Source organism: Streptomyces lacaronensis (assembly GCF_047337785.1).
In the GTDB taxonomy this organism is placed as follows: domain Bacteria; phylum Actinomycetota; class Actinomycetes; order Streptomycetales; family Streptomycetaceae; genus Streptomyces; species Streptomyces lycopersici.
Genome location: NZ_JBLHDK010000003.1, coordinates 4,297,493 through 4,323,096 on the forward strand (window position 1 = coordinate 4,297,493; position 25,604 = coordinate 4,323,096).

At 68.3% G+C, this 25,604-nt stretch carries 12 protein-coding genes; 7 read left to right on the forward strand and 5 right to left on the reverse strand.

What is annotated here, in order from left to right; all coding sequences use genetic code 11:
• Positions 1 to 29: 29 nt before the first annotated feature.
• Entirely contained in the window at positions 30 to 1,706 is a 1,677-nt protein-coding gene (locus tag ACMTAK_RS18080) for an SWIM zinc finger family protein (RefSeq protein WP_413807177.1), read from the reverse strand.
• A 317-nt stretch (positions 1,707 to 2,023) separates the two neighbouring features.
• Complete coding sequence (locus ACMTAK_RS18085; protein WP_413807178.1) at positions 2,024 to 2,965, reverse strand: DUF72 domain-containing protein; 942 nt, start codon at positions 2,963 to 2,965, stop codon at positions 2,024 to 2,026.
• A gap of 250 nt (positions 2,966 to 3,215) precedes the next feature.
• Between ACMTAK_RS18085 and ACMTAK_RS18090 the strand changes: the two genes are divergently transcribed.
• Positions 3,216 to 3,884, forward strand: a complete 669-nt coding sequence (locus tag ACMTAK_RS18090; RefSeq protein WP_413807179.1) for a lytic polysaccharide monooxygenase auxiliary activity family 9 protein — start codon at positions 3,216 to 3,218, stop codon at positions 3,882 to 3,884.
• 835 nt (positions 3,885 to 4,719) lie between these two features.
• Here the strand turns inward: ACMTAK_RS18090 and ACMTAK_RS18095 are convergent.
• Together ACMTAK_RS18095 and ACMTAK_RS18100 are read right to left on the reverse strand one after the other, a co-directional pair.
• Entirely contained in the window at positions 4,720 to 5,622 is a 903-nt protein-coding gene (locus ACMTAK_RS18095) for a hypothetical protein (RefSeq protein WP_413807180.1), read from the reverse strand.
• Positions 5,622 to 7,592, reverse strand: a complete 1,971-nt coding sequence (locus tag ACMTAK_RS18100; protein WP_413807181.1) for a DNA/RNA helicase domain-containing protein — start codon at positions 7,590 to 7,592, stop codon at positions 5,622 to 5,624. Before ACMTAK_RS18100 ends, ACMTAK_RS18095 begins: the two co-directional genes overlap by 1 nt.
• Before the next feature lie 268 nt (positions 7,593 to 7,860).
• Between ACMTAK_RS18100 and pglW the strand changes: the two genes are divergently transcribed.
• Both pglW and pglX read left to right on the forward strand, forming a co-directional pair.
• Positions 7,861 to 12,585: a BREX system serine/threonine kinase PglW gene (gene pglW, locus ACMTAK_RS18105; RefSeq protein WP_413807182.1), complete on the forward strand. Its 4,725-nt coding sequence runs from the start codon at positions 7,861 to 7,863 to the stop codon at positions 12,583 to 12,585.
• Positions 12,586 to 12,660: 75 nt separating this feature from the next.
• A complete protein-coding gene (gene pglX / locus ACMTAK_RS18110) occupies positions 12,661 to 16,428 on the forward strand; it encodes a BREX-2 system adenine-specific DNA-methyltransferase PglX (protein WP_413807183.1) in 3,768 nt (1,255 codons plus the stop codon).
• Positions 16,429 to 16,432: 4 nt separating this feature from the next.
• On the opposite strand, the gene ACMTAK_RS18115 is transcribed toward pglX, so the two are convergent.
• On the reverse strand, positions 16,433 to 17,095 hold the full coding sequence (locus tag ACMTAK_RS18115) for an ATP-binding protein (protein ID WP_413807184.1): 663 nt from the start codon (positions 17,093 to 17,095) through the stop codon (positions 16,433 to 16,435).
• A gap of 185 nt (positions 17,096 to 17,280) precedes the next feature.
• Between ACMTAK_RS18115 and ACMTAK_RS18120 the strand changes: the two genes are divergently transcribed.
• The 4 genes from ACMTAK_RS18120 to pglZ all read left to right on the forward strand — a co-directional run bounded on the left by ACMTAK_RS18120 (position 17,281) and on the right by pglZ (position 25,565).
• Complete coding sequence (locus ACMTAK_RS18120; RefSeq protein WP_413807185.1) at positions 17,281 to 18,147, forward strand: helix-turn-helix domain-containing protein; 867 nt, start codon at positions 17,281 to 17,283, stop codon at positions 18,145 to 18,147.
• Positions 18,148 to 18,149: 2 nt separating this feature from the next.
• Positions 18,150 to 18,353: a DUF397 domain-containing protein gene (locus ACMTAK_RS18125; protein ID WP_413807186.1), complete on the forward strand. Its 204-nt coding sequence runs from the start codon at positions 18,150 to 18,152 to the stop codon at positions 18,351 to 18,353.
• Between the two features lie 296 nt (positions 18,354 to 18,649).
• Positions 18,650 to 22,612, forward strand: a complete 3,963-nt coding sequence (gene pglY / locus ACMTAK_RS18130) for a BREX-2 system ATPase PglY (protein ID WP_413807187.1) — start codon at positions 18,650 to 18,652, stop codon at positions 22,610 to 22,612.
• A 19-nt stretch (positions 22,613 to 22,631) separates the two neighbouring features.
• Positions 22,632 to 25,565, forward strand: a complete 2,934-nt coding sequence (gene pglZ, locus ACMTAK_RS18135) for a BREX-2 system phosphatase PglZ (RefSeq protein ID WP_413807188.1) — start codon at positions 22,632 to 22,634, stop codon at positions 25,563 to 25,565.
• Positions 25,566 to 25,604: the final 39 nt, after the last annotated feature.

Consider the following 25,604-nt stretch of genomic DNA (forward strand, 5'->3'; position numbering starts at 1 on the left):
TCAGCACCTTGCACAGCACAAACCCGGGTTCACAGGCCGTGCTGGTCGAGGAGTCGCATCAGGTTGCGTTTGCGCTTCTGGTCGGCGCGCAGGGCGGTGAGGTACGTGGTGAACTCGTCCTGGGTATCCAAGCGACGGTGGCAGTCGCGGATGCTCAGCAGGAGGCTGGTGAGCTGCTCGTAGATCGCGTTGCCCGTCTGCTTCGTGAGGGGTTCGGCCAGGCGCCGGTAGACGCCGAGCGCGTCGGCGGGGCGGGCGGCACGGACCTGGTCGGCGAGCGTGAGCCACTGTTGGTCGTGGGCGCCGGTCTCGGTGGCGGCTTGCCAGGCCGCGTCGGTGTCCTTGTCATCAAGCAGGGCGTCGATCAGGGCTGGGCCGCCGTAGCGAGAGTGCTGTTGCTGCTCTGCGTCAGCACGCAGCAGGGCCAGCGCCCCCTCGCGCTCGGCCGGCCAGCAGTCCGCGGCCCGGGCGGCGGCTCGCAGCTGCTGGTACGTAAGCAGGGTGCGGCGGGCGCCGAAGTGGTCACGGCGCAGGGCGACGGCATCGGGGAGCCGATCCGCCTGGTTGTAGCGGTCGCAGAGGTAGTCGACGAGGGCGGTGTCGACGGCGGCGAGGTCCCGGGCGTCCTGAATGCCGCGTTCCGCCCAGCGCAGGGCCTCGTCGAAGCGCCGGGCGGTGTCCAGCTCGTGGGCGATGACCAGGTGCGTATGACCGTTCGGTGAGAGGTCGGCCGCATGCACGGCGATCACCGCGTCGACATCCCCTCCCGCCTTGGCCAGACGCTCCATCAGGTACTTCTCCGCCCAGCCGCGGCGGTTGCCCCGCCACGCCTCGACCGCCAGCTTCCGCAGGACGGCCATCCCCTCTTCGCCGAGGATTTCCTCGTAGTCGAGCGGGTCGATGTCCGTGAGGCCGTCGTCCACGTCGCCGAGCGCATGGCCCACCAGCCAGCGCGCGAGCTCCCCGGGGTCGGGGCGGGCCGAACGGCACGCTTCGTGGTGGGCCTCGGCGAGGTCTGTGCCGACCTGCCCGAGCCATCCGTCGGAGTCGTCGACCGTCTCCACCGCGTCGGCCAGCAGCCGCATCGCCTCCCGCGCCAGGGTGATCGCGTCGTCGGCCCGGCCCGAACCGGTGAGCGCGCCGATCGCGGACACCGCCTGACCGGCCTGGTCGGCGTAGGCGCGGGCATCGGCGTACTCGACGTACCCGTACCGCGCGAACGGACCGATGTCGAGCAGATCGCGGATACGGGCACGGACAGCGGAGAGGTCCCCGCGAGAACTCGCGGCCCGAAGCTCCAGGCGGCGCCGTAACTGCCAGTCCTCGCCGACCTGTTCCCGCACCAGAGCGAGCAACTCGTCCTTGGGCAGACCGGACAGCCACCCGTCAAGGTCCTGCGCACGGTCCCGGGCCGCCTTCCGCTGCCTCGGCAGGCTCTCCCGCTGGGCGAGCACGGTCAGGCCGAGGGCGACCAGATGCTTGCAGAAGTTGCCCTCCATGCCGTACGGGCAGTCACACTCACCGGACAGCCCGCCGGGCCCGTCCAGCGTCAACTCCACCTCGTACCGCTCCGTGCCGTGGACACTCGCGGTAACCCAGCCGTCACCGACCTCAACCCCGGACAATGCGTCCAGATATCCGAGCCCACGCTCGTAAGAACGGGGGCCGGCCAGCAGCTTGAGGTTCTCCTCAGTGAGGCCTTGCATGATTCTTTCCCTCTGCTGTCGTTTGTGCGTGTGATGCTTCGCCAGCCCCGTGCTCCGGTCCGGTTTCCAGATCTTGCCCCCCGCGGCCCCGGCTGGTGAGGGCTACGGCCACCGATTGATCACCGGGGTTGTGCGGACTCCTGGGGACCGTGCGGCAGCGACGGGCCATAGGGTAGAGCCAGTCCGGCGGCGGGCGATGGCCGATCGGGTCATGGCCCGCGTGGACCGACAGCCGACGTCCCGTTCACGGGGAGCGACCAGCCCCGTCCGAGCAGGCGACCTGCGTCGATGCCGTGCCACCACGGCCGTCGGCATGGCTACAAAGGCTCGCCCGCCGGTCCCCGGTGGGCGGCCACGCCGTCACCCCGGCCCACGGGTGCCTCAAGCAGATGCCGCATTGACTCGGCAGCACGGACGGCGGCGTCGGCGCAGCAGTTGTTGAACAGGGCGTGGACCTCGTCGGCCTGTTCGGCCATCGCCTGGAGGCGGGGAATCCACTCCGTCAGTTCCTCCGGGGCGTAGGTGTGGCGAAAGCGCTCCTCCTTGGTGCCGGTGCCCCAGGCGTCGTTGCGGCCGTGGAAGCGGGCAACGGCCAGGTGAGGTGCGGTGACCGGGGTAACCGGGGGTATGGAGGTGGGCAGCTTCTGGGTCATGTCCACAGCCACGGCGGACATTCCCCAGTCCCTCAGCGCCGCCTCGGTCTTGGCCCGCTCGTCCCCTTGCCACCAGGCGGGGTGGCGGAACTCCACGGCGACGGGCCAGCCCGCCGTGCGCTGCGCGCATTGGGCGAGGAACGCCTTTGACCGTGCGTCGCCGGGGGTGAACCAGGGCGGGAATTGGAAGAGCAGGGTGCCGAGCCGTCCTGACCTCTTCAGGGGTTCCAGCGCTCCGCTGAAACGCTGCCACACCTTGTCGAGCAGTCCCGGATCGATGTCAGCGGGCCTCGGGCGTCCGCCCCTTCGTCTGGGCAGTGCGTCGCGCAGATTGGCGGGGAGGGAGTTCGGGCTTGTCGGGTGGCCGGTGAGGAGGCAGAACGCCTTGACGTCGAAGCGGAAACCGTCCGGGGTGCGCTCGGTCCACAGGGTGCTGTTGCGGGCGCTGGGCAGGGAGTAGTACGTGGCGTCGACCTCCACCACCGGGAACTGGGCGGCGTAGTGCCGCAGTCTCCCCTCCGCGTCGCGCAGCCCGGGTGGGTACCAACCGCTGGACACCAGAGCGCGGTCCGTCCATGAACACGTGCCGACCAGAATCTTGCCCATGCAGTGTCGACTACCCCGGGTGGGGGTGGGTGCCACTGACGGGCTGTCGGTGGGCGGACGTGCGGCTGCGGCCAACCGTCGCTCGTGGGGCGGTAGTTGGCGCGGCTGGCAAAAACCGCCACCGCCAGGACCTTTTGGTGCGCGGCCCCCCGCTCCACGTTTCGAGGGTTCCCGCTCGGGGAAATCCCCCGTTTGGGAGCGCTCCCACCGCTCTCCCACTCCCCCTAGGACGATGGAGGAAGATCGCGAAATGATTTGTCATGAACGCGGCAATTCCTTACGTTGGGCATCTCGCGCACTCGGTCTGCTGGCCGCGGCGCTGCTGTGTCTGATCCCGTGGTCCACCACCGCGAGCGCCCATGGGTCCGTCGTCGACCCCGCGTCCCGCAACTACGGCTGCTGGCTGCGTTGGGGAGACGACTTCCAGAACCCCGAGATGGCGCAGTTGGACCCCATGTGCTGGCAGGCGTGGCAGGACAACCCGAACGCCATGTGGAACTGGAACGGGCTGTACCGCAACGGCTCCGCCGGCAACTTCCCGGCGGTGATCCCGGACGGGCAGCTGTGCAGCGGTGGCCACACCGAGGGTGACCGCTACAACTCGCTGGACAAGCCGGGCGCCTGGCAGACGACGAACATCGGCGGCAAGTTCACCGTCAAGCTGTACGACCAGGCGAGCCACGGTGCGGACTACTTCAAGGTGTATGTGTCGCGCCAGGGCTACGACCCCACCACCCAGCCGCTGAAGTGGAGTGACCTGCAACTGGTCGCCACGACCGGCAAGTACGCCCCCAGCCAGAACTACTCGATCGACGTCAGCACCTCCGGCTACACCGGCCGCCACGTCGTCTACACGATCTGGCAGGCGTCGCACATGGACCAGACGTATTTCCTGTGCAGTGACGTGAACTTCGGCTGAGCCGTAGCCCCGCAATCTCAGGCTTCAGCACCCGGCCCCCGCTGGGCGTACCCCATCCAGCGGGGCGCCCGGTCGAGCTCCGGTCATACACGGCTCAACATGGCGCTTCCTCAGGCCCCGGCCGTTCTCTTGGCTGGCTGTGGCGAGCGCTTGCCTGCACAGCGCCTTGGGCTCCGCCACCGATTCGGCCCGGGCCGCCTTGGGCAAACCAACCGCAACTCTGCCGTTGGGATTTCCTGCCGCTTCACGGATCGCGGCGTGGTCAAGCAGCAGCCACGCTTCCAGCATCCGCACAGGGATCACCGGTAGGTGCCCCAAACCCGGGCTCACTTGGGCCACGGCTTCGGCGCTCTCTCTGCGGCAAACATCCGCGGGGTGGCCCGTCCGAATCGCGGTGGATGACCACAAGGTCGTACGCGCGCCCGCCATCGCTGAGATGCTGTGCGGCTCGTAGCTTGTCCCTGATCGAGCGGCCGGGCTTGCTGGGCAGGCGGTCGAGGTCGGGAACCGTCACGAGGATCTGCCTGCTCGTCTCTGCGGCGAGTCCAAAAGAGGTCCGCAGTTCGTCCAGGTGGTGCTGGAATTTCTCGGGGTGCCGGACCAACCGAGCAGCAGAGCGCCGCCCACGACTTGGCTGTCTGGCGGCCACGCAAAACGGCCTAGAGCCACATCAGCGGTTGGCTGCCTGATGAAGTCGGCTCGCACCGCTACTGCACGCCTGGCGGTCCGGCTGCGGCCGCAACAACCGCCGACCCCGGACATCAGGGGATAGGTCACGAGTGTTTCGTCAACTCGAAGCGGGGCCCCCACGAGGCGCTTCCTCTCCGCACTGAGTTCATCTGGCGACGTTGTTGCAGTGCCAGGTGAAAAAGGGTTCCCGGCTGGGGCCGTATTCGGCGACTGTCCGTCCTTCGAGTGCCTTGGCCGCTTCCGCGAGGTCCGGGGTGGTGTTCGCCTTGCCGCTCACGGCGATACTGCCGTCGCTCGTGACGTGCACGTAACCGTGTTCGAAGAGCTCGTCACAGCCGAGGAGGCAAGCCGGCATGACATTGGCGAGCTGGAGGCGCTCTTCGCGGCTGGCGGCACTGCGACGCTTGATGTGGGCGGCACGGATGAAGCGGACGGGGAGGGTGCGTCCGCACAGGGCGCACGTGGCCTGCGTGGCGCCGTTGAGGAGGCGTCTGCGGAGCTTGGCCTGCTCGCGGCGGACGAGCACCTGAGCGACCGCGTTTTCCTCCCCGTCGTGATCGATGCTGCCGTCCCCCGAGCCGCGTTCCACTGAGGGAAGGGCATCGGCCAGGTTCGCGACAACCGCGGTACCCGCCTGCAGGATGGCAACGCCTTGCTTGTTCGAGGACAGCCGGAGAGCTTCCATGCCCTCGGCGCCCAAAGCACTACCGTGGACGTCCTCCTCTTCGTTGAGAACGTCGATCCCGATGCGCTCGGGGTATTCGGCGTCCGGCCATACCGGCGTGCGCTCGACGAAGTAGGGATTGTTGACCCTGGTGACGATGACGCGCCGGAGGCTGACGTCAGCCCACTCTCCGGGCGGCACACGGTTCGCGGGCCCCCCGTACCCGAAGACGATGAGGTCGCCCTCCTTCAGGGACTGGACAGCGGCGCGCGCGTTGGCACGGTCCAGGCCGCTGGTGTGCCAGCCCCAAAGGCCGCGGCTGAGCCCAATTTCAAGGTTGCCGCTCGAGGGCTTGGAGACGTAGATGTACGCGGTGGTGGACATCAGCGCTCCATGCCTGGAGAAGCTTCCACATCTCCCGATGGCCACGGAGCACGGATGTCAGTGTTGACCATCTCACGCAGCATGGCCTGCGTGTCCGGATCATCGGAGTAAAGAACCGTCCCCGCCAGGCCACGGGTAAGAAGAACCTTGTAGGTATGGCGGATGAGTCTCTCGAATTCAGCCGGTTTCGTTCGGGCGGCGACGGACGTGTCCTTGTTTTCCGTCTGGTTCCCGCGCCACTTATTGCCGGCCCACACCAGATCCTTACCGAAGATGACCCCGTTCCAGGCGTACTCGAAGCCCTGAGCGGTGTAGATACAACCGATCTGGCCGAAGCCCGCCGGATCGGTGGCCCACAGCGACGAAGCGGGCGCTCCGTTCAGGGATCGCTCACTATCGACGTTCCAGGGCCTGCGCCACTCACCGATGGCCACGTCGCTGACCAGGGTTCCATCGGCTTTCGGTTTGCTCCAGCCCCAGCAGAAGCCTGCCGTCATGCGGGCAGTGAGCCCGGCCTCCTGCCGCACTCGGAGAAAATCCTCCATCTCCTGAGGGGAGTCGGCGACATATACCTGAAAATTTTCCTCATTGGTCCACGGCAGAGGCCCGCCGGGCTCAAGCCCCAGAAGACGAAGGACCCAGTGCTCATATGCGCGACTACCGCCGCAGCGGAATTGCTCATTCAAGTCGACGCGTCGGACAATATGTCCACGCGCGTCGGCGGCATCGCTTATCTTCTTGACGCTGCCCATTTCGCGAGGACGCACGCCCTGGTAGTCATCGAGCAGGAAGACCGGAACCCTGGCCGCATCAAGAAGTTCATCTATTTGCCGACCTTCTCCAGTATGGGAGATTTCCCGGATTCGATGCGCCTCGTCGCAGATCAAGACGTCGAGCCCGTTACGCTCGGCCTCCGAGAAGCTATTGAAGTACTTGAACAGTTCCGCAACGCTCCCATTCCTCTTGCCGACCACCGTCCGCAGCGTAGTGGTGAAGGATTTGGAACCGGTGGCATGCACAACGCTTCGGCGACTCCGGCCCAAGTGCCCCATGACCTGCGCGGCGATGACACTTTTCCCGGAACCGGGCCCCCCTGAAACGACGATGACTTCTTTCGTATCGGACTGACGCGACAAGTCCACCGCACGCTTGACCAGAGAGAAAGCGACCTGCTGTCCGTCCAGGAGCGTGAATTCACCACCGTCTATTATTTCGTCTGCGGCCGCATCCATCAGAGGGCGGCTCGGCTCACGGGGACTGTCCAGCAAAAAGTCCGCAGCCGAGCCTCCTGCCGCTGGAGCGAGACAGCGCCGCAGATGCTCCATCAATGCGCCGCGCGTCGTCTTCGTGAAGAGCTGCGCGCGAGCGTCGGGCAGCCTGAACAGCTCCACAACCTTTTGGTCATCGGCATTGTGTAGGTAAGCGATCCCGGAAACGTCATAATTTCCCGATTCCAGCACGCTGGTGAAATTCTGCAGGCAGTCACAGTAACGGCGCACCTGGGCCACGGGATGCAGTCGAGCCTGGTCGTCGAGCTTGTCCACGAGGCACAGGTCGTCCGTGGACGGCACAAGCCTTGCCGCGCTCCACTGTTTCAGCTCCACGACCACGTACGACGGCTTGCCTGTCTCCGGATGCACGCCGGCGAGGACAGCGTCCGCACGCAGACTGGACAAGGGCAACTGCTGCTCGATCAGCACTTCCACCTGGCCGAGCCCGGCGTCACGCAGAACCTCCCCCAGCGCGGCGAGACTCTTCTCCCAGGACCGCTGCTCCCTGGAGGAAGGGCGTTTGAAGAATGCGGATCGGTACTGCTCCGTGAGGTCCGTGACGAGCACTCCGGCGTTGCTGCGCTCCAGCAGGGAAAGTCCGGACATGCGGAGGAGTGGTGGCACGGAGCGGTCTCCATACAGCTGAGGGGTCAGATGCACATTGCTGACGCACTGGTCGACGCAGCCCCGCGTCGCCATGAACAGATAATAATATCAATGACTGAAGCGTCGTCAGCTCACAACAGAGGCTCTCTCAGTCAGGGCAAAATCGAATAAATCGCATCACTTAGGACAATGTGTCCCACTCAGCCCCTCCCGCTACGACGGTCCCAGGCCCCCCTGCGGGCAGCAGGTCGCAGCGCTGCCGCCTCCCACCTCGTAACCGATACGATCTGGGCCGGGGATATTGCTGCCGAGCAGCCGCAATCGGTACAGATCGACGACAGACACGAAGCGGGGATGGCGCATGCGGGACGGCCGGTGGGTCACGGTCACCGAATCCGAGTTCCAGCACGAGCGCCGGGGGCTGGAGGCCATCCGGGAGAAGCTCCCCGACAACGATCCGTGGCGGGCCTGGTCGAACTTCACCTTCACCGCGCACAGCGGCCACGTCAGGGAAGTGGACCTGCTCGTGGTCGCCCCCGGTGGGGTGTATCTGGTCGAGCTGAAGGACTGGCACGGCTCGGTCGAGTCCCGTAACGGCACCTGGCTGCAGACCCAGCCCAGCGGGCGGCAGATCACCCACGGCAACCCGCTCCATCTGGCGAACAAGAAGGCCAAGGAACTGGCGCAGCTCTTGGCCCAGGAGGGCGAGCGGGTGTGGGTGTCGGAGGCCGTCTGCTTCACCGACTCCTCGCTGAAGAACCGGCTGCCCGCCCACGACCAGCACGGCCTCTACACCATCCACCAGCTCGCCCAGATGCTGGCCGAACCTCCTCACGACGAGCGCCGCCGCATCGACCGGACCCGGTCGCGCCGGATCACGTCGGCCCTGGATCGGGTGGGCATCGGCCGGAGCGACGCCGAGTACAAGGTGGGCCCCTACCTGCTGCACCGGAAGTCCTTCGACTCGGGCCCGACCTGGGCGGACTACCTGGCCCGGCACAGCGAGCTGCCCGAGGCCGCCCGGATCCGCGTCTATCTGCGGGAGCGCGGCTCGGACGCCGAGCTGCGGGCCTCGGTGGAGCGGGCGGCGCGGCGCGAGGCCGCGGTGCTGCGGCGCTTCCGGCATCCCGGGGTCGTCCAGCTCAAGCAGTACGACCCGTCCGGGCACTCGGCGGGCCCCGCCTTGATCTTCGACTTCGATCCGCGGACGCTGCGCCTGGACGAGTATCTGGCGCAGTACGGCGAGAAGCTGGACATCCTCAGCCGCATGGCGCTGGTTCGGCAGCTCGCCGAGACGGTGCGTTCGGCGCACGGCCGCCGGATCTACCACCGCACGCTCGCGGCCCGCGCCATCCATGTGATGCCCCGTCCCCGGAAGCAAGCGGCGGGCGCGGACGGAAACGCGAACTGCATCGGGAACGGGAACGGCGAGGAGTCGGCCTGGCTCACCCCGTATCTGCAGATCTCGGACTGGCAGGTCGCCGTCCAGCGCGGCCCGGGGTCCGGCACGCCGAGCAGCGGTGAGCGGTTCGCGCCGACCACGCTCTCGCGCGCGGGCGCCCATCTCGCGGAGGGCGCGGACCCGTATCTCGCCCCGGAGCTGACCGCGCTGAAGGCCGACCCCGTGGCGCTGGACATCTACGGCCTCGGCGTCCTCACCTATCTGCTGGCCACCGGCAAGGCCCCGGCCGCCAGCCAGGCCGAGCTGCTGGCCCGGTACGAGGCGGGCGAGGGGCTGCGGCCGAGCGCCGTGGTGGACGGCCTGTCGGGGTACATCGACGAGCTGGTGCAGGCGGCCACCGCCTACCACGTCGACCACCGACTGGACTCGGTGGACGACTTCCTGGAGATGCTGGAGGTCGTCGAGGCGGACCTGACCGAACCCGCCCCCGCGGAGCCCGCACGGCCGGCCCAGCCCGAGAAGGACCCGCTGGAAGCGGTCGCGGGCGATGTGCTGGCCGGCCGCTGGGAGGTCAGGCGCCGCCTCGGTACGGGGTCAACCAGCCGCGCGTTCCTCGTACGGGACCTGACGGCAGGCCCGGACGTGCGCTTCTCGAAGACCCTCGCGGTGCTGAAGGTCGCCAACTCGGACAGCAAGGGCGAGATGCTCGCCCGCGAGGCCGAGATCATGGGACGGCTGCGCCCCGATTCGCGGATCATCCGCCTCGTCGAGCCGGAGCCGCAGCGCATCGGCGGCCGCACCGTCCTCGTCATGGAGTACGTCGGCAACGAGCGCGAGGCCGAGGACGGCGAACCGGCCGGGCCCGGGGAGCGCAGGAGCAGGCGGCGCGAGGAGACCGTCGCCCGCCAGCTCCGGGAGTTCGGCCGACTGTCCGTGGACCAGCTCGAGGCATACGGCGACTACCTGTTCGGCGCGGTGGACTTCCTCGAGGGCGAGGGCGTGTGGCACCGCGACATCAAGCCGGACAACATCGCGATCCGCATCCGTCCGAACCGCACCCGTGAGCTGGTGCTCATCGACTTCTCGCTGGCCGCGTATCCGGTGCAGGAGACCGGGGCCGGGACGGACGGCTATCTGGACCCGTTCATCGGCACGCTCACCGAGCGCTCGGTGTACGACGGGCACGCCGAGCGGTACGCCCTGGCCGTCACCCTCCACGAGATGGCCTCCCGGGAGCTTCCGGTCTGGGGCGACGGCCGGGTCTCGCCGCGCCAGACCAACGCCAAGAAGGAGCCGTACCCGAAGATCGCGGCCGATGCCTTCGACCCGGCGGTGCGCGACGGTCTCGTCGACTTCTTCCGCAAGGCCCTGCACCGGGACGCGGCTCAGCGCTATCCCGATCTCAAGCCGATGCGGGACGCCTGGAAGAAGATCTTCCTGGCCATGGACGAGGCGAAGCCGTCGTCGCGCCGCTCCCGTCAGCCCACCGCCGCGCCGGGCGGTGCGAGCGGTACGGGCGGTACGGGCGGCACCGGGGAGACGCCGACGGAGGCCCAGGAAGCTCCGATCCCGGCCGCCGAGGAGGAGAGCGCCGAGCAGCAGCGCGACCGGCTGGCAGCCGAAGCCGATCGCGAAACCCCCATCTCCGCCTCGGGACTCAGCCCGGCCGCCCAGTCCTTCGTCTACGGGCTGCACGTCAACGATGTCGGTGGCCTGCTCGACTACAGCCGCCACCAGCTCGTCAACGCGCCCGGCCTGGGCGCCAAGACTCGTAAGGAAGTCCTCCGCCGCATCAAGGAGTGGCGGCAGCGGCTCGCCGAACAGCCCGCCGCCCCGCTCACCCCCGAGGGGCGCAAGGACGCCAAGGAGGAACTGTCGGTCGCGGAGGCCGCCCTCGCGACCGCGATCGCGGAGAACGGCGACGCGGAGGGCCTGCCGGAACGCGCCCTGCGCAGAGTCACCCTGGACACACTCGCGACCATCTTCGTACCGGAGTTGAAGAAGGACGAGGGGAACCGCAACGAGTGCGAGATGGTGCGGCTGCTGCTCCGGCTCCCGGATGAGCGGGGCACGCTGCCCGACATCGGCGTCTGGCCCAAGCAGAAGGACGTGGCGAGCGCGCTGGGGCTGTCGGCGGGCCGCATCCCGCAGATGCTGAAGAACCAGCGCACCCGGTGGAAGAAGCACCCGGCGGTGCGGGTGCTGCGCGCCGAGATCCTGGGTCTGCTGCGGGACCTGGGCCGCGTCGCCTCCGCGGCGGAGATCGCCGACGCCCTGGCCGTACGTCGCGGCACCCAGCTCCCGGAGCGCGAGCAGCGCCGGGCGCTCGCGCTGGCCGCCGTACGCGCGGTGGTCGAGGTCGAGCAACTCGTACCGGATGAGGCGGAGTTCCAGCACGCGCCGAACCGTGACGCGGCCGACGAGGGCATGGGGGCGGGGCTCCTGGCCCTGGAGGTCGGCCCCGACGACGCACCCGAGACCCCGTCCGGGCCGGGTCTGCTCCACTACGCCCAGAAGCTGGGCAAGCACGCCGACCGGCTGGCGGACCTCGACACCCTGCCGACCGCGGCCACGGTGCTGGCCGAGCTGGGCGCCATTACGCCTCCGAGCCCGGCCGTGGAGTGGGACGAGCGGCGCATCGTCGAGATCGCCGCCGCCGCCTCGCGCCGGGCCGCCGCGACACCCCGCCTGGAGATCTACCCCCGCGATCTGTCGCTCGTACGGGCGCTGCGCCTCACCCAGGCCGGCCTGGTACCGCGCGTCCCCGGCATGCCGGACGAGCGGCAGCCGGGGCTGACGCCCAAGGACATCCACGAGCGGGTACGGGCCCGCTTCCCCGAGCTGCTCAACGAGCGGCGCGGGCACGCGCTGCCGACGGACGGGCCGCTGACGCGGGCGCTACGGGAGGCCGGGTTCGACCTGGAGCTGAAGACCCGCGAGGGCCATGGCACGCTGCGCTACATCCCGCGCCAGCGGGACGGCCAGTCCACGTACCTGTCGTCGGACGCCGCCCGCCAGGCCACCGGCGTCCTCACCGCGCACCGCTACTCCGACGACCCGCAGCTCGCGGGCGCGGCGGTGGCCGAGGAGCGACTGCTGGCCTCGGCCCGCCGGGACGGCTTCCGGGTGCTGACGGTACGGACGGGGCTGGCGAGCCGCGCGGTGTGCGAGCTGACGACGGACCGCTTCGGTGCGGAGGCGGTGTCGGTGACCGATCTGTTTGTGCGGGCCCTGCACGAGCAGGTGGACCCGCGGCCGAAGCCGACGTGGGAGACGATCCTGCGCGCGGACGCGGCGGAGCCGGGTTCGAAGGCGGCGATGCGGTTCGGTGAGTACGCGCGGACGAGCTGGGGCGCGGTGGAGCCACGGCTGCGGGAGCTGGTGTCGGGGGCGCGGGGGTCGGGCTCGGGGTCTCCTGTGTTGCTGACGGACGCGGGCGCGTTCGCACGGTACGACGCGATGGCGGTCCTGGAACGACTGGCCGACGCGGCGCGGGACGGCGGGCGCGGCCTGTGGCTGCTGTGCCCGCAGAGCGACCCGGCTCGGCCGCCGAGGCTGGGCGCGGTTGCTGTGCCGTACCAGTCGGGGCTGGGAGAATGGATCGAGTTGCCCGAGTCGTGGGTGGCCAACTCCCACCGGGCCGAGGCGTTGGCGGCGCGCGCGGGCTTGCCGGGGGACGGCTAGCGGCGGTGTGGGATCCGCCGGGGCGATGGGCAATGGGCAATTGGGGACAACGGGGACCATGGGAGATGTGACGACGTGATTGACGCTCCAGCGCTGCGGACCGACCTGATCAAGCAGGTCAAGGCGATCGAGGTGGATCTCGCCAAGCAGGTCAAGGACGGGGAGTCGGTCCTCAAACCGCTGCGGCAGGAGTTCGAGAAGGCGAGCAAGGCGGATCCGGCGACTCCGAGGTGGAGTGCGTGGCTGGATGCGCGCTTGGGTTCGGGTTCGGCTGAGGGTGAGTTGTCGGCCGACCGCGTGGAGCGGGTACGGGCGGCGGACGCGGTCGCGGGCAGGCTGCGGGCGGAGTACGACGAGGCGCGCAAGCTGGGGCGTACGGCGGCGACGTGGAACGCGTGGCTGGACGAGCGGGTCACGCAGGTCGCGGTGGCGTGGGTGTTGGGCACGGTATTCGTGCGGTTCTGCGAGGACAACCGGCTAATTGAGGAGCCGTTTCTGACGGGGCCGGATGCGGAGCGGCGGGACCTGGCGGAGGCGCGGTACGCGCAGTACGTGGAGGAGGACCCGGACCCGACGTACCGGGGCTGGCTGGAGCGGGCGTTCGAGGAACTGGGCGCGGGCCAGGCGGGGAAGCTGCTGTTCGACAAGCGGCGCAATCCGCTGTACCAGATTCCGCTGTCGCATGATGCGGCGCGGGCGCTGGTGGAGTTCTGGCGCGAGCGGGGTGAGGGGGAGGACGCCGACAGGCTGGTCCACGACTTCACCGACCCGTTGGATGAGGACGACCCTACGAAGGGGTGGGACACCCGGTTCCTGGGCGACCTGTACCAGTGGTTGTCGGAGTCGGCGCGGAAGACGTACGCGCTGCTTCAGACGCCGGAGTTCGTGGAGGAGTTCATCCTCGACCGGACGATGGACCCGGTGGTGCGGGAGCTGGGCGGGAAGTTCGGCGAGCTGAAGATGATCGACCCGACGTGCGGGTCGGGGCACTTTGTGCTGGGTGCGTTTCGGCGGATGGTGCGGTTGTTCGCTGAGCGGGAGCCGGGGCGGGATGTGCATGAGCGGGTGCGGGATGCGCTGAACGCGGTGCACGGGGTGGACATCAACCCGTTCGCGGTAGCTATTGCGCGGTTCCGGTTGCTGGTTGCGGGAATGGCGGCGGCGGGTGTGCGGACGCTGGCGCAGGTGGGCAGATACGACTGGCCGATTCACCTGGCGGTGGGTGACTCGCTGATTAAGGCGCGGCAGCTTGAGTTGACGCTGCTGGGTGAGGAGTCGGGAGACCCGCTGGCGGAGTTCGCGTACGCGACGGAGGACGTGCACGAGTATCCGCGCATTTTGGACCAGGGACGGTACGACGTGGTTGTGGGAAACCCGCCTTACATCACGATTAAAGATAGGAGCCTCAAGGAGATTTACAAAGACCTATACAAGTCGTGCAATAGGCAGTATCAGATGACTGTCCCCTTTGCGGAGCGATTCTTCGAGCTAGCCAAGTTCGGAACCAGCGATGGACGAAACTTCGGACGCGTTGGCCAAATCACATCCAACGGCTTCATGAAGCGTGAATTCGGAAAGAAACTCATCGAAGAATTCTTTGCACACAAAGTTGAACTTACAGAGGTTATCGACTCTTCTGGAGCATATATCCCCGGGCACGGGACGCCTACGGTCATACTGATCGGACAAAGGAAGTCTCGCGACAGGTCGCCCACCGTACGGACCGTAATGGGAATCCGGGGCGAGCCTCAGGTACCCGAGGACCCCGCACTTGGTTTTACCTGGCAAGCAATCTTGAATCAGATCGATAGGCCAGGATCAGAAAGCGCCTGGGTCACCAGCTCAGACACTCTTCGGACGAAACTTTCGAAACACCCGTGGAGCATGTCGGGAGGTGGAGCATCCGACCTACGCGATCGTCTTGAAAATTCGCCTGGAACCAGTCGGCTGAAGAGCATCATTGCCGACTGGGGGAACATGCTCAACACCCGCGAGGACGACTCCTATGTAACAAGGGGAGCGGCACGCCGAACTGGTGTGTCTCGCATGTTGACTCGCCACCTTATCGAGGGGGCCGAAATTCGGGACTGGACCCCTCAAAAGACTGTCGAGATTCTATTCCCGTACAACAATATGGGCGCTTTCCGTGAACTCACAACTCCAGAGTTTCGACTTCTTTGGCCGTCAAGGACACTACTAAATATCAGAAAATCTTTGTCCGGGACACAGGCGGATCGCGGCCTTCCTTGGTATGGGTACTCTTCTTTTGCACCCAACCGCTACACCGCAGCAGAATCCGTTGTTTTCACTCTTGTAGCAACTCACCCTCACTTCCTTATTCGGCGGTCTACCGAACTCTACTCTCAGGCCGCAACCGTAGTCACCATAGACAGCGATTCGGAAGTTGCCCCTGTAGCCCTCCTCGGCGTCCTAAACAGTTCCACTGCCTGCTTCTGGCTCAAGATGGTCAGCCACAGCAAGGGCACCGAGGGCCATCAATCCGGAATCAAGACGGAACTGTGGGAACAGTTCTATGAATTCACCGGCACGAAGCTGCAGGAATTCCCCCTTCCTCGCGATTACCCCGCGACGCTTGCCGCCACCATGGACAATCTCGCTCGAGAACTCGAAATGACCAGCCCGGTATCGCTCACCACTTCGAATTCACCTACACCCAATGCGCATTCTCTTCGAAAATGCAGCGCCAATTGGGAGTCCACTAGAGGCCGGATGGTCGCTCTACAGGAAGAGCTTGACTGGCAGGTCTACTCACTGTATAAGTTGCACTCCGAAGATCTCCGCGCGCCTGAAAAAGAAATCCCCGAATTGTCCCTCGGTCAGCGTGCCTTCGAAATCGTGCTCGCCCGACGCGTTGAGAAGGGCGAAGCATCCGACGAGTGGTTCAGGCGGCACAAATCCACTCCTATCACTAAGCTGCCCGACCACTGGTCAGACGCCTACAAGGCCATCGTTCAGAAGCGCATCGATGTCATCGAGACCTCCCGTGCCATCGGCATGGTGGAGCGCCCCGAGTACAAGCGTCGCTGGGCAACCGAGGGCTGGGACACCCTCCAACACCGCGCGCTCAAGTCATGGTTGCTCGACCGGATGGAGAACCGCGAGCTGTGGTTCCAAGATGGGCAGCCGACCATCCTCACCCTCGACCAGCTCACCTCGGCGCTATCCCTCGATGAGGACTTCGTGTCCGTTGCAGAGCTGTACGCACCGCGCACCGAGCTAGCAACAGTCGTGGCTGACCTCCTCGCCGAGGAGCACGTGCCGTTCCTCCCCGCGCTCCGCTACAAGCCCAGCGGCTTGAAGAAGCGCGAAGACTGGGAGCACGTCTGGGGTCTCCAGCGGAAGGAAGACGCCGCACCGGACGAGCCCGCCAAGCGGAAGATCAGGGACACCATCCCGGTGCCGCCGAAGTACACCTCGGCCGACTTCCTCAAACCGTCCTACTGGCGGGCCCGGGGCAAGCTGGACGTGCCCAAGGAGCGGTTCATCTCGTATGCGACCGGCGCGATCTCCGGGACGCCGAAGCTGTTCGGCTGGGCGGGCTGGGACCACCGAGAGCAGGCTCAGGCGCTCGCCACGTACTTCACCAACCACGACGGGCTGTCCTCCGAGGAGATGACTCCGCTGCTCGCGGGCCTGCTCGAACTTCAGCCCTGGCTCGACCAGTGGCACAACGACTTCGACCCGCTCTACGGCAGCTCTCCCGCAGCCTTCTTCGCGGGCTACCGCGCCACCCAGCAAGGCGAACACGACCTGACCGATGACGACCTGCGGGCCTGGCGGCCCGCCCCGGCCACTCGCGGCCGGCGCTCGGCCAAGGGCTGATCACCTATCCGGGTGTGTCCTCGCCGTCTCTGTGCGGGGAGGACACACCGGCGTCTCGTACGGTCAACGGCGCGATGGGATCGACCCGCAGCGCCGGACCGTCGTCCAGCTCAAGCACGACAGTGCACCCGTCGCCGGACGCAGAACGCTCAGTACCCGCCTTTCGGACCGTCTGCCAAGCGCCCCACACCCGTACGCACTGGCCTGGGCGGACCGCTGCCGCAGCGATCTCGGTTCCGCTGCGTTCAGGAACGTGCTCCGGGGCCTGCAGCTCGGCCCAGACGGTTTTTCCGATTCCGCAAGCGCGTTGCTCGAACCCCCAACGATCAGCCAGCGCCTCCACGAGCATCAGCCCGCGCCCGCCTGTCTCGTCCTCGCCTGGCGCCCGCACCTCGGGCTTCCCTTCACCGGCGTCGCTGGCTTCCAGGCGCAGCAGGCCGTCTTCCGGCAGCCATGCGATCCGCACTCCGACCAGCCGGTCATGCGGCACACGCACTCGCATCGCGTTGGTCACCAGCTCCGAGAGGACCAGCTCAGCAGTCTCCGCCGCCTGTCCGATGCCCCACTCACCGAGCGCGGAATGCAGTAACGCACGCGCTCTGGGCACGCTGCTCCGCCGACGAGGCAGCCGGAACTTCACTTCGTAAGCGGTGGAGTGCTCTGCCATGACGCCCCCTGGGGGTCGGTAGCTGTCGATCAAGTCCCTGTGGACTGATGGCGGTTCGAACCGTCCTGAGCAGATTGCCCTCGCCACAGAGACTCACGCAACGTTGCATGAGTTATCGCTTCTCGATTCACTCGTTCGTGCTACTTCGGGAGCCATCAAGCCCAGGCCCTGATAGGTAGTGACGTATGCCAACCGTCAAACCCTCCACCGTGCTGGGCCGCCAACTCGGCGACGAACTCCGCAGATTCCGCGAGAGCGCGGGCCTCTCCACCGCCGATGCGGCAGAAGTCCTCGACTGCACCAAGGGGAAGATCAGCCGCATCGAGAACGGTCACGTTCCCGTCCGCACGCCGGACCTGAACGCCCTCATGCACGCATACGACGTCGAAGACAGCGAGGCACGCGAGCGCCTCGCTGCACTGGCGCGCAGGGCCAATCGTCGGCGGCGCGACGGCTGGTGGCGTCAGTACGAGTCCGTACTCGGTGACGCGTACCGCGACCAAATCGAGATGGAGGCCATCTGCGACAGCATCCGCACGTACGAAGTGCAACTCGTCCCCGGACTCCTACAGACTGCCGAGTACGGGCGCGCAGTGACGGTGGCCTCGCGCTCTTGGCAGACCCCCGAGGAGATCGAACAGTTCGTCCAGGTGCGGCTCACCAGGCAAGAACGGCTGACTGGCGAAACGCCCATGGACTTCTGGGCCGTACTGTCCGAAGGGGTCCTGCGGCAGCAGGTCGGCGGCCCGGCCGTGATGCGAGCGCAACTGGAGCACATGGCCGCCATGGCGGAACAGTCCAACGTCACCGTGCAGGTACTGCCGTTCTCACGCGGTGCGCACTCAAGTATGTTCGGGCCGTACCTACTTCTCAGCTTTCCGCAGTTGGCATCGCTCGACCTTGTGTTGTCAGAAACTCCGACCGGCAACATCTGGATGGAGCGGGAACTCGAGGTCGCTCGCTATCGCGAACTCTTCGACGATGCACGCACGGCAGCGCTGCCACCAACGGAATCGCTCGCTCTGATCCGTCGCGTCGCCAAGGAGTACTAGTCATGAGCAATGAAACCGATATATCGCCAGACCTGATGGAGGCGGCGTGGCGTACGAGTAGCTACAGCGGAGGGCAGGGCAACTGCGTCGAGATCGCCGACAACGTCTCCCACAGTGTCTTGCTCCGCGACAGCAAGCACCCCGCCGGTCCCGTCATACGCGTCGGTCGCACGGCCTGGGCCGCGTTCATCACGCACCTGCGCTGAGCCTGATCACAAGGCCGGAATGGCCGCCGGAGACTTCGACAACCTGTAGTCCCCTCCCCCACCGGTCACTCCACCCCACCCCCGGCCCGCCCCGCACACCGGTTCCCTCCCCTACGCAAACCGTTACGATCGTGGACGGGCCACAGCCGTCGCACGACGACTGACGACAACACACCGGGGCCGCGCGGAGACCATCCGTAACCGTCGCCGCCCCGGGCCAGGGGGGAGACCCTGCTGTCCAGGCCCACGCGCTCACGCGCACCCAGGACGCAGGAACCAGGAGAAGCGAGACACAGATGGCCCCGAACGCCACCGGCACGGCACCTCTCCTCCGCGACGTCATCGACATCAAGACGTCGATCTCCACCTCCGACTTCGTGCTGAAGCTCGCCGAGGCCGTCACCGAAGAAGGTGCAGCCCGCGCGCTGCGGGACTACGTCGTCACAGAACGGCTCCTGGAGAACTTTGACGAGGCCCTCAGCCTCATCAAGGCGTCCCTCGACGGGCACACCTCGAAGGCCGCCTATCTCCACGGCTCGTTCGGTTCCGGTAAGTCCCACTTCATGGCGGTCCTGCACGCCCTCCTCCGGGGCGACGCGGCCGTCCGCAGCCGCGGGGACTTCGACCCGGTGCTGACCAAGCACGAGTGGCTGGGCGCCGACGGCAAGCGGTTCCTGCTCGTCCCGTACCACATGCTCGGCGCGAAGTCCCTGGAGCAGCGCGTCCTCGGCGGGTACGTCAGCCACGTCAAGTCCCTGCCCCAGCACAAGGACGCCCCGACCCCGCAGGTGTACCGGACCGACTCGCTCTTCGAGGACATCCGCTCCCACCGCCACCGCGTCGGCGACGAAACCTTCATCGCCGGGCTCGCCGACGCCCCCACCCCGGGGGCCGCCGACGACGACGAGGACGACGACGAGTGGGGCGATCCGTTCACCTGGACGCCGGACCTGCTCGACACCGCGCTCGCCGCCGAGGAGCTGGACGGCGGCGAGGTGAACCTGAACCTCGTCAACCCCAGCACCCCGGCCGAGCTACGCGCGAAGCTGGTCCACGACGCGAGCATGACCTGGTTCCCCGGGTTCGCCCGGCACGCGGCCGAGGACGAGCACGGGTTCATCTCCCTCGACGCCGGCCTCGCCGTCATCGCCGAACACGCGAAGTCGCTCGGCTACGACGGGCTGATCCTCTTCCTCGACGAGCTGATCCTCTGGCTCGCCAACCGCATCCACGACCAGAAGTTCGTCTCCCGCGAAACCGACAAGATCACCAACTTCGTGGAGGGCGCCGACTCCCGCCGCGCCATCCCGATCGTGTCGTTCATCGCCCGCCAGCGTGACCTGCGCGAACTCGTCGGCGAGGAGACCTCCGGCGCCGCCGAGACCGCGATCCAGGACAGCCTCAACCTGGCCTCCGGCCGCTTCGACAAGATCACGCTGGAGGACCGCAACCTCCCCCAGATCGCCCACGCGCGTCTCCTCACGCCCAAGGACGCCGAGGCCGCCGCCAAGCTGGACGCCGCCTTCGCGAAGATCAAGCGCGTGGGCCCGCAGATCTGGGACGTGCTGCTCGGCTCGGACGAGGCGACGACAGGGGCCGACGAGGAGTCGTTCCGGCTGACCTACCCCTTCTCGCCCGCCTTCATGGACACACTCGTCCACATCTCCTCGGCCCTCCAGCGCTCCCGCACCGGCCTCAAGCTCATGGGCCAGCTCCTCGCCAACCACCGGGACGACGCGACGCTGGAGAACCTGATCCCGCTCGGCGACCTCTACCCCGTCATCGCCGACGGCGGCGACAAGCCGTTCGTGGACAGCCTGAAGGTGGAGTTCAAGGTCGCCGACAAGCTGTACCGAACCAAGCTGCGGCCGCACCTCCTCGGGACGTACGAGATCACCGAAGAGGACGTCGAGCGCTACCAGCACCGCCGCGGGACCATCACCGACCCGCAGCTTCTCGAACGCTGCCGGGGCTTCGTCGGCGACAACCGGCTGATGTGCACGCTGCTGCTGTCCGCCCTCGCCCCCGGCGTGCCCGCCCTCCGCGACCTCACCATCCGGCGGCTCGGCGCGCTCAACCACGGCTCGGTCCTCTCCCCCATCCCCGGGGCCGAGGTCGGGATGATCAAGGCGAAGGTCGACGAGTGGGCCACCCACTTCGTGGAGATCAAGGCGACCGGCACCAAGGTCAACCCCGGCGTGCGGCTCGAACTGGCCGGGGTGGACGTCGACTCCGTCATCGCCAACGCCAACGTGAACAACAACCGCTCCAACCGCAGGGCCCTGGCCAGGCGGCTGCTGGCCAAGGAGCTGGGCCTGGAGGTGCACGAGCGGCTGGGCAGCGCCGATGATCTGGCGCTCGTCTGGCGCGGCTCGAACCGCACGGCTGAAGTCGTCATCGGCGATGTCAACGACCAGGAGAACCTGCCCGACCACGAGTTCTCCCCGAGCCAGGACGGGCTGTGGCGGCTGGTCATCGACCTGCCGTACCAGGAGAGCGAACACGGTTCCGTGGAGGCGGTCAACCGGCTGCGCACGCTGCGCGAGCAATCCGGTACCGGGACCCGCACCGTGGGCTGGATCCCCACCTACCTGTCCGCCCCCCGCTACAAGGACTTCCAGAAGCTGGTAGTCATCGACTACGCGCTGGCCGACCAGCGGCGCTTCGACACCCACTACGCCCAGCACCTCAACGCCGACAACCGGGCGCGGGCCAGGGTGCTCCTCGAAGAGCAGCGGGAGTCCCTGATCAAGACAGTGACGGCGGCCTTCAAGCAGGCGTACGGCTGCGCGGAGAAGAAGGCGTCCGACGTCGACGTGTCCTTCGAGGACCACTTCGAATCACTGCGTGACGTGCCCGACCTCAAGGTCTCCATCGGCCAGTCGCTGTCCGACGGGGCCCGGCACATCGCGAAGAAGCTGCTGGCGCACCAGTTCCCCGCGCACCCCGATCTCGACCCCGACGGCACCAACACGGCGGTCAAGCCGTCGGACGCCCGTACCGTGTTCGGGCACATCAGGGCGGCGGCGGAATCCGCCGAGCGGCAGGTCGAGGTTCCTTCGAAGGACCGGCCTCTGATGCGGCGGATCGCCGCGCCCCTCGGGCTCGGCCAGCAGGGGGAGGTCTACTTCCGGCCCTCCAGCCGCTGGGTGGACCACTTCAATCTGCAGGCCCGTACCGATGGCGGTCCGGGCGACCTGAGCGTGGTCAAGCTGGCCGAGTGGATCGACCGGCCCGAGCCGATGGGCCTCGACGCGTTCCTCGTCAACCTGGTCATCGCCTCGTACGCGGAAATGGACGACCGGGTGTGGGTGCGCGCCGGGTCGCTGCTCGACCCCGCGCCCGAACTGTCGGCCATCAAGCCGCAGGACGGTCTGCGCTCCCAGCCGCTGCCGGACGAAGCGGTCTGGGAGGAGGCGGGGCGCCGGTTCTGGGACATCTTCGGTGAGCAGCCCCCAAAGCTGCGCCGGGGACGGCTGGTCAGCCACTTCGCCCGGCAGATCACGACCAAGGCCCGCGACTACAAGCCGCATGTGGACACGCTGGTCGAGGAGCTGGAGAAGCACGCGAAACTGCTCGGCCTGGACGGGGCCGACGAGTCCGCGACGGGCAGGCTGACCCTCGCCCGCCGCTCCCGTGACCTGCTCAAGGAGCTGCGCGACCTCTCCGAGAGCACGGCCGGAGGTTCGGCGGCGGCCAAGCAGGTCATCACCACGTTCGCCACCTTCGACCTGGGCGAGGCGTCCGCCGGCCGCTACGGGGCCACGATCAAGCAGGCCAAGACCGTCGCCGACGCACTGGTCGTCGCGGCCTGGGACATGCTGAAGCTCGCGCCCAACTACGGGCCGCAGGGCGAGGCGGTGCTGGAAGCGCTGCGCGGCGCTGCACGCGCCGATCAGCGCACGATGCGGCTCGAGGACGCCCTGCGGGAGGCGCGGAAGTCCATCGTCTCGGTCATCGAGCGCAGCCAGGCGGCCGCCCGCCCGCAGCCGCCCACGGCCAACCCCACGGACCCGCCGGCCCCCGTGTCCCCGCCCGCCCAGCCCACCACGCCCAACGCGGTGAGCCTGAACGACGACACCGCCCGGCCGCCGGTGTCCACCAACCACCCGCTCCCCGGCCCTCGTGCGGGGCGCCGGTCGGGCGGCGGACGGGCCAAGGCGTCCCAGGTGATCGCCCAGCTCCGGGCCGAACTGGACGAACTGACGGCCACCGATCCCGACGCGACGATCGAGATCAGCTGGCGGGTCGTGGAATGAGCGGAACGAGGCAGGTGCGGTGACGACCACGACGACGAGCACGAGCGCGGGGCCCACCACCAGTGCGGCACGGCTCAACTCCGCCACCATCGCCCAGTACCTGGCGTCCCAGCCCGGCCTGAACCCGGGCAAGCGCCGGGCCGTACTGCTGCGCGCCGCGCCGCGCTGGGACGGCCCGGCCGAGCTGGCGTGGGGCGAGCACCGGCACGCGTCGGTGGCCACCGCGCCCTCGCCGCTCGCCGCGTACGAGCTGGTGCTGGCGCACCGGGCACAGGCGGCGCCCGGACCCGACGTGCTGGTGGTGCTCACCGATCGGGAAGAGGCCGAACTCGGCCCCGACCTGCTGGCCAAGGTGCACCGGCACCGCGTCAACGTGGTGGACTCGTGGGACGTCGTGCGGGAATCCTTCGGCGCGGTCAGCGCCGACCGCTGGCTGGTCGACGAGACCTGGGCGGCCGAGGCGCTGCTGGACGCCACCCCACCGGGCGGCTGGCCGCGGCTCCCGGGCGGGGTGCTGTCCCGGGACAAAGCGCTGAGCGAACTCACGCTCCGCAGGCTCGGCATCGGCCGGTACGACCCGGACCGCGACCAGCAGCACACCCTGTCCGCGAACGGCGACGAACTCGACATCCACACACTGCTGCGGTGGTCGCTGGCGTCCGGCGGCCCGGACCGCTATCTGGCGCTGCGCGCACCCGAGCGCGCCGGCATCCGTGAGTTCCTCGGCTCGTCGGACCAGGCGGGCCAGGCGGGACGGGCGCTGCTCGCCCTGGTCGAGGCCGAGCACGGGCCGGACGCCGTCGCCTTCGGACTGGTCTGCGCCGCGCTGTGGGTGCATGCCGACGCGGCGGCGGACGCGGAGAACTACCGGGCCCGGGGGCGGGCCGAACGCTGGTTCGGCGAGGAGCCGCCCGCCCACGGCGAGGCCCTGGACGCCCTGGTGGCGGCCTTCGGCCGCGCCTGCGAGGAGTACGTCTCCGGGCTGCTGCTAACGGGACGGTCGGCGCACGAGGAGTCGGCGGCGACCGCACGGCGCCTCTCCGGTTCCGTACGCGACCGTGCGGCCTCGCTGGCGCGGCAGTTGGGCGCGGAGCAGGCCACCCGTACGAGCCCTGTGCTGGCCGCGGGGCTCGAGGCGCGCTTCACCGCCGTCGGTGAAGCGCTGTCGGCCGGAGAGCAGGCGCGGATCGCGCAGGCGGTGGCGGCGCTCGACGACCACCGGCTCGCGCCCGAACCCGATGCCCGGCCGCGTATCGAACGGGCCCGCATGGCGCAGCGGCTCACTCGGTGGCTCGCGACGGAACCGGCGACGGGCGGCGAGGCGGAGAGCGGAAGCGTGCGGGCCGGCATCGGACGGCACGTCACCGACACCGGCTGGGTGGACCTCGCGCTCGACCACATCGAGTCCGGCGGCGACCCCGATGCGACGCTGAAGTCGGCGTACGACGCCCTGGGCACCTCCGTACGCGACCGCCGACGGGAGATCGACCGCCACTTCGCCCGGTCCCTCGCGGCCTGGACGGCGGGCGGCAGGCCCCCGGAGGACATGCTGACGGTGGAGACCTTCCTGCCCAAGGTCGTCGCCCCTGTGGTGAAGTCGGGCAAACGCCGGGTGCTGCTTCTGGTCCTCGACGGGATGAGCGCCGCCATCGCCGCCCAGCTCGGCGAGGAACTGCGCGAGCACTGGGTGGAGTACGACCCGCTGCCCAAGGCGAAGGGCACCCCGGTGCGCCGGGCGATGGCCGCCGCGCTGCCCACCGTCACGGCCGTGTCGCGCACCTCTCTGTTCGCCGCGCGTCTCATGAGTGGCACCCAGGCCGACGAGAAGCGGCTCTTCCCGGAGCACCGCTTCTGGGGCGAGGAGGAGGCCGCCGTCTTCCACAAGGACGACCTGCGCGGCGACACCAGCGGGGCGCCCCTCGGGCCCGAGCTGCGCGAGGCGCTGGACAGTGACCGTACGCATGTCGCCGTGGTGCTCAACACCGTCGACGACCGACTCGCCACCGAGCAGAAGCTCGGCGACGGCGCCTGGCGGCTCGGGGACATAGGGCGGCTGCGGGACTTGCTGCACTTCGCCGCCACCCAGGGCCGGGCCGTGATCCTCACCAGCGACCACGGCCATGTCATCGACCGGCACGGGACGCGGGTCGACACCGATCCGGAGCGCGTGGAGTCCGCCCGCCACCGCTCCGGCAACAGCCCGCTCGCCGAGACGGAGATCGTGCTCTCGGGGCCGCGGGTGGTGGCCCCGGAGCCCGGCGGCGAGATCGTCGCCCTCTGGGACGCGGACTCCCGCTACACGTCGCAGAAGGCCGGTTACCACGGCGGTGCGTCCCTGGCCGAAGTCGCCATCCCCGTCCTGGCCTTCCTGCCCTTCGGCGCCGAGCCGCCGAGCGGCTGGCGTGAGCTGGGAAGCCAGCAGCCGCCGTGGTGGCCGCTCGACACGGCAGCCGACGAGCCGACGCCGGTACGGCCGGCCGTGGCGCCCGCCCCGGCGAAGAAGCCGTCGAAGCGGGCGAAGGCGGACGCCGAGCTGGCCAGAAGCCACGACCCGCTCTTCGACGTGGCACTGGTCCCCTCGGAAGGGGATGACGCCCTGCTCGCCGCGAAGCCGGTCTCATCGGTGTCACCGGATGACGCTCTGGTCGAGGGGCTGATGGCATCGGAGATCTTCGAGGCTCAGGTGGACCTGCTGGCCCGCAGGCCCCGTCCGCCGGAGCTGGCCCGGGTGGAGAGGGCCGTACGAGCGCTGCTGGACGCCGGTGGCACGCTGCCGGTGACGGCGCTGGCGCAGCGCGTCGGCCTGCCCGCCTCCAGGGCGGCCGACGGCTTCGCCGCCGTGCTGCGGCAGCTGCTGAACCACGACGGGGTGCAGGTCCTGGAGACGCTGCCGGACGGCAGGACGGTTCGGCTGCACACGGGTCTGCTGCGGGACCAATTCGAGCTGCGGTGACGGGACGAGGCATGCCGCTGAGTGCCGGGCCGGACAGCC

Coding starts and splice junctions, on each gene's coding strand:
- pglW (WP_413807182.1), top strand. CDS start 7,861: ATGCGGGACGGCCGGTGGGTCACGGTCACCGAATCCGAGTTCCAGCAC.
- ACMTAK_RS18090 (WP_413807179.1), top strand. CDS start 3,216: ATGATTTGTCATGAACGCGGCAATTCCTTACGTTGGGCATCTCGCGCA.
- ACMTAK_RS18125 (WP_413807186.1), top strand. CDS start 18,150: ATGAGCAATGAAACCGATATATCGCCAGACCTGATGGAGGCGGCGTGG.
- ACMTAK_RS18095 (WP_413807180.1), bottom strand. CDS start 5,622: ATGTCCACCACCGCGTACATCTACGTCTCCAAGCCCTCGAGCGGCAAC.
- ACMTAK_RS18085 (WP_413807178.1), bottom strand. CDS start 2,965: ATGGGCAAGATTCTGGTCGGCACGTGTTCATGGACGGACCGCGCTCTG.
- ACMTAK_RS18115 (WP_413807184.1), bottom strand. CDS start 17,095: ATGGCAGAGCACTCCACCGCTTACGAAGTGAAGTTCCGGCTGCCTCGT.
- ACMTAK_RS18120 (WP_413807185.1), top strand. CDS start 17,281: ATGCCAACCGTCAAACCCTCCACCGTGCTGGGCCGCCAACTCGGCGAC.
- ACMTAK_RS18100 (WP_413807181.1), bottom strand. CDS start 7,592: ATGGCGACGCGGGGCTGCGTCGACCAGTGCGTCAGCAATGTGCATCTG.
- pglY (WP_413807187.1), top strand. CDS start 18,650: ATGGCCCCGAACGCCACCGGCACGGCACCTCTCCTCCGCGACGTCATC.
- ACMTAK_RS18080 (WP_413807177.1), bottom strand. CDS start 1,706: ATGCAAGGCCTCACTGAGGAGAACCTCAAGCTGCTGGCCGGCCCCCGT.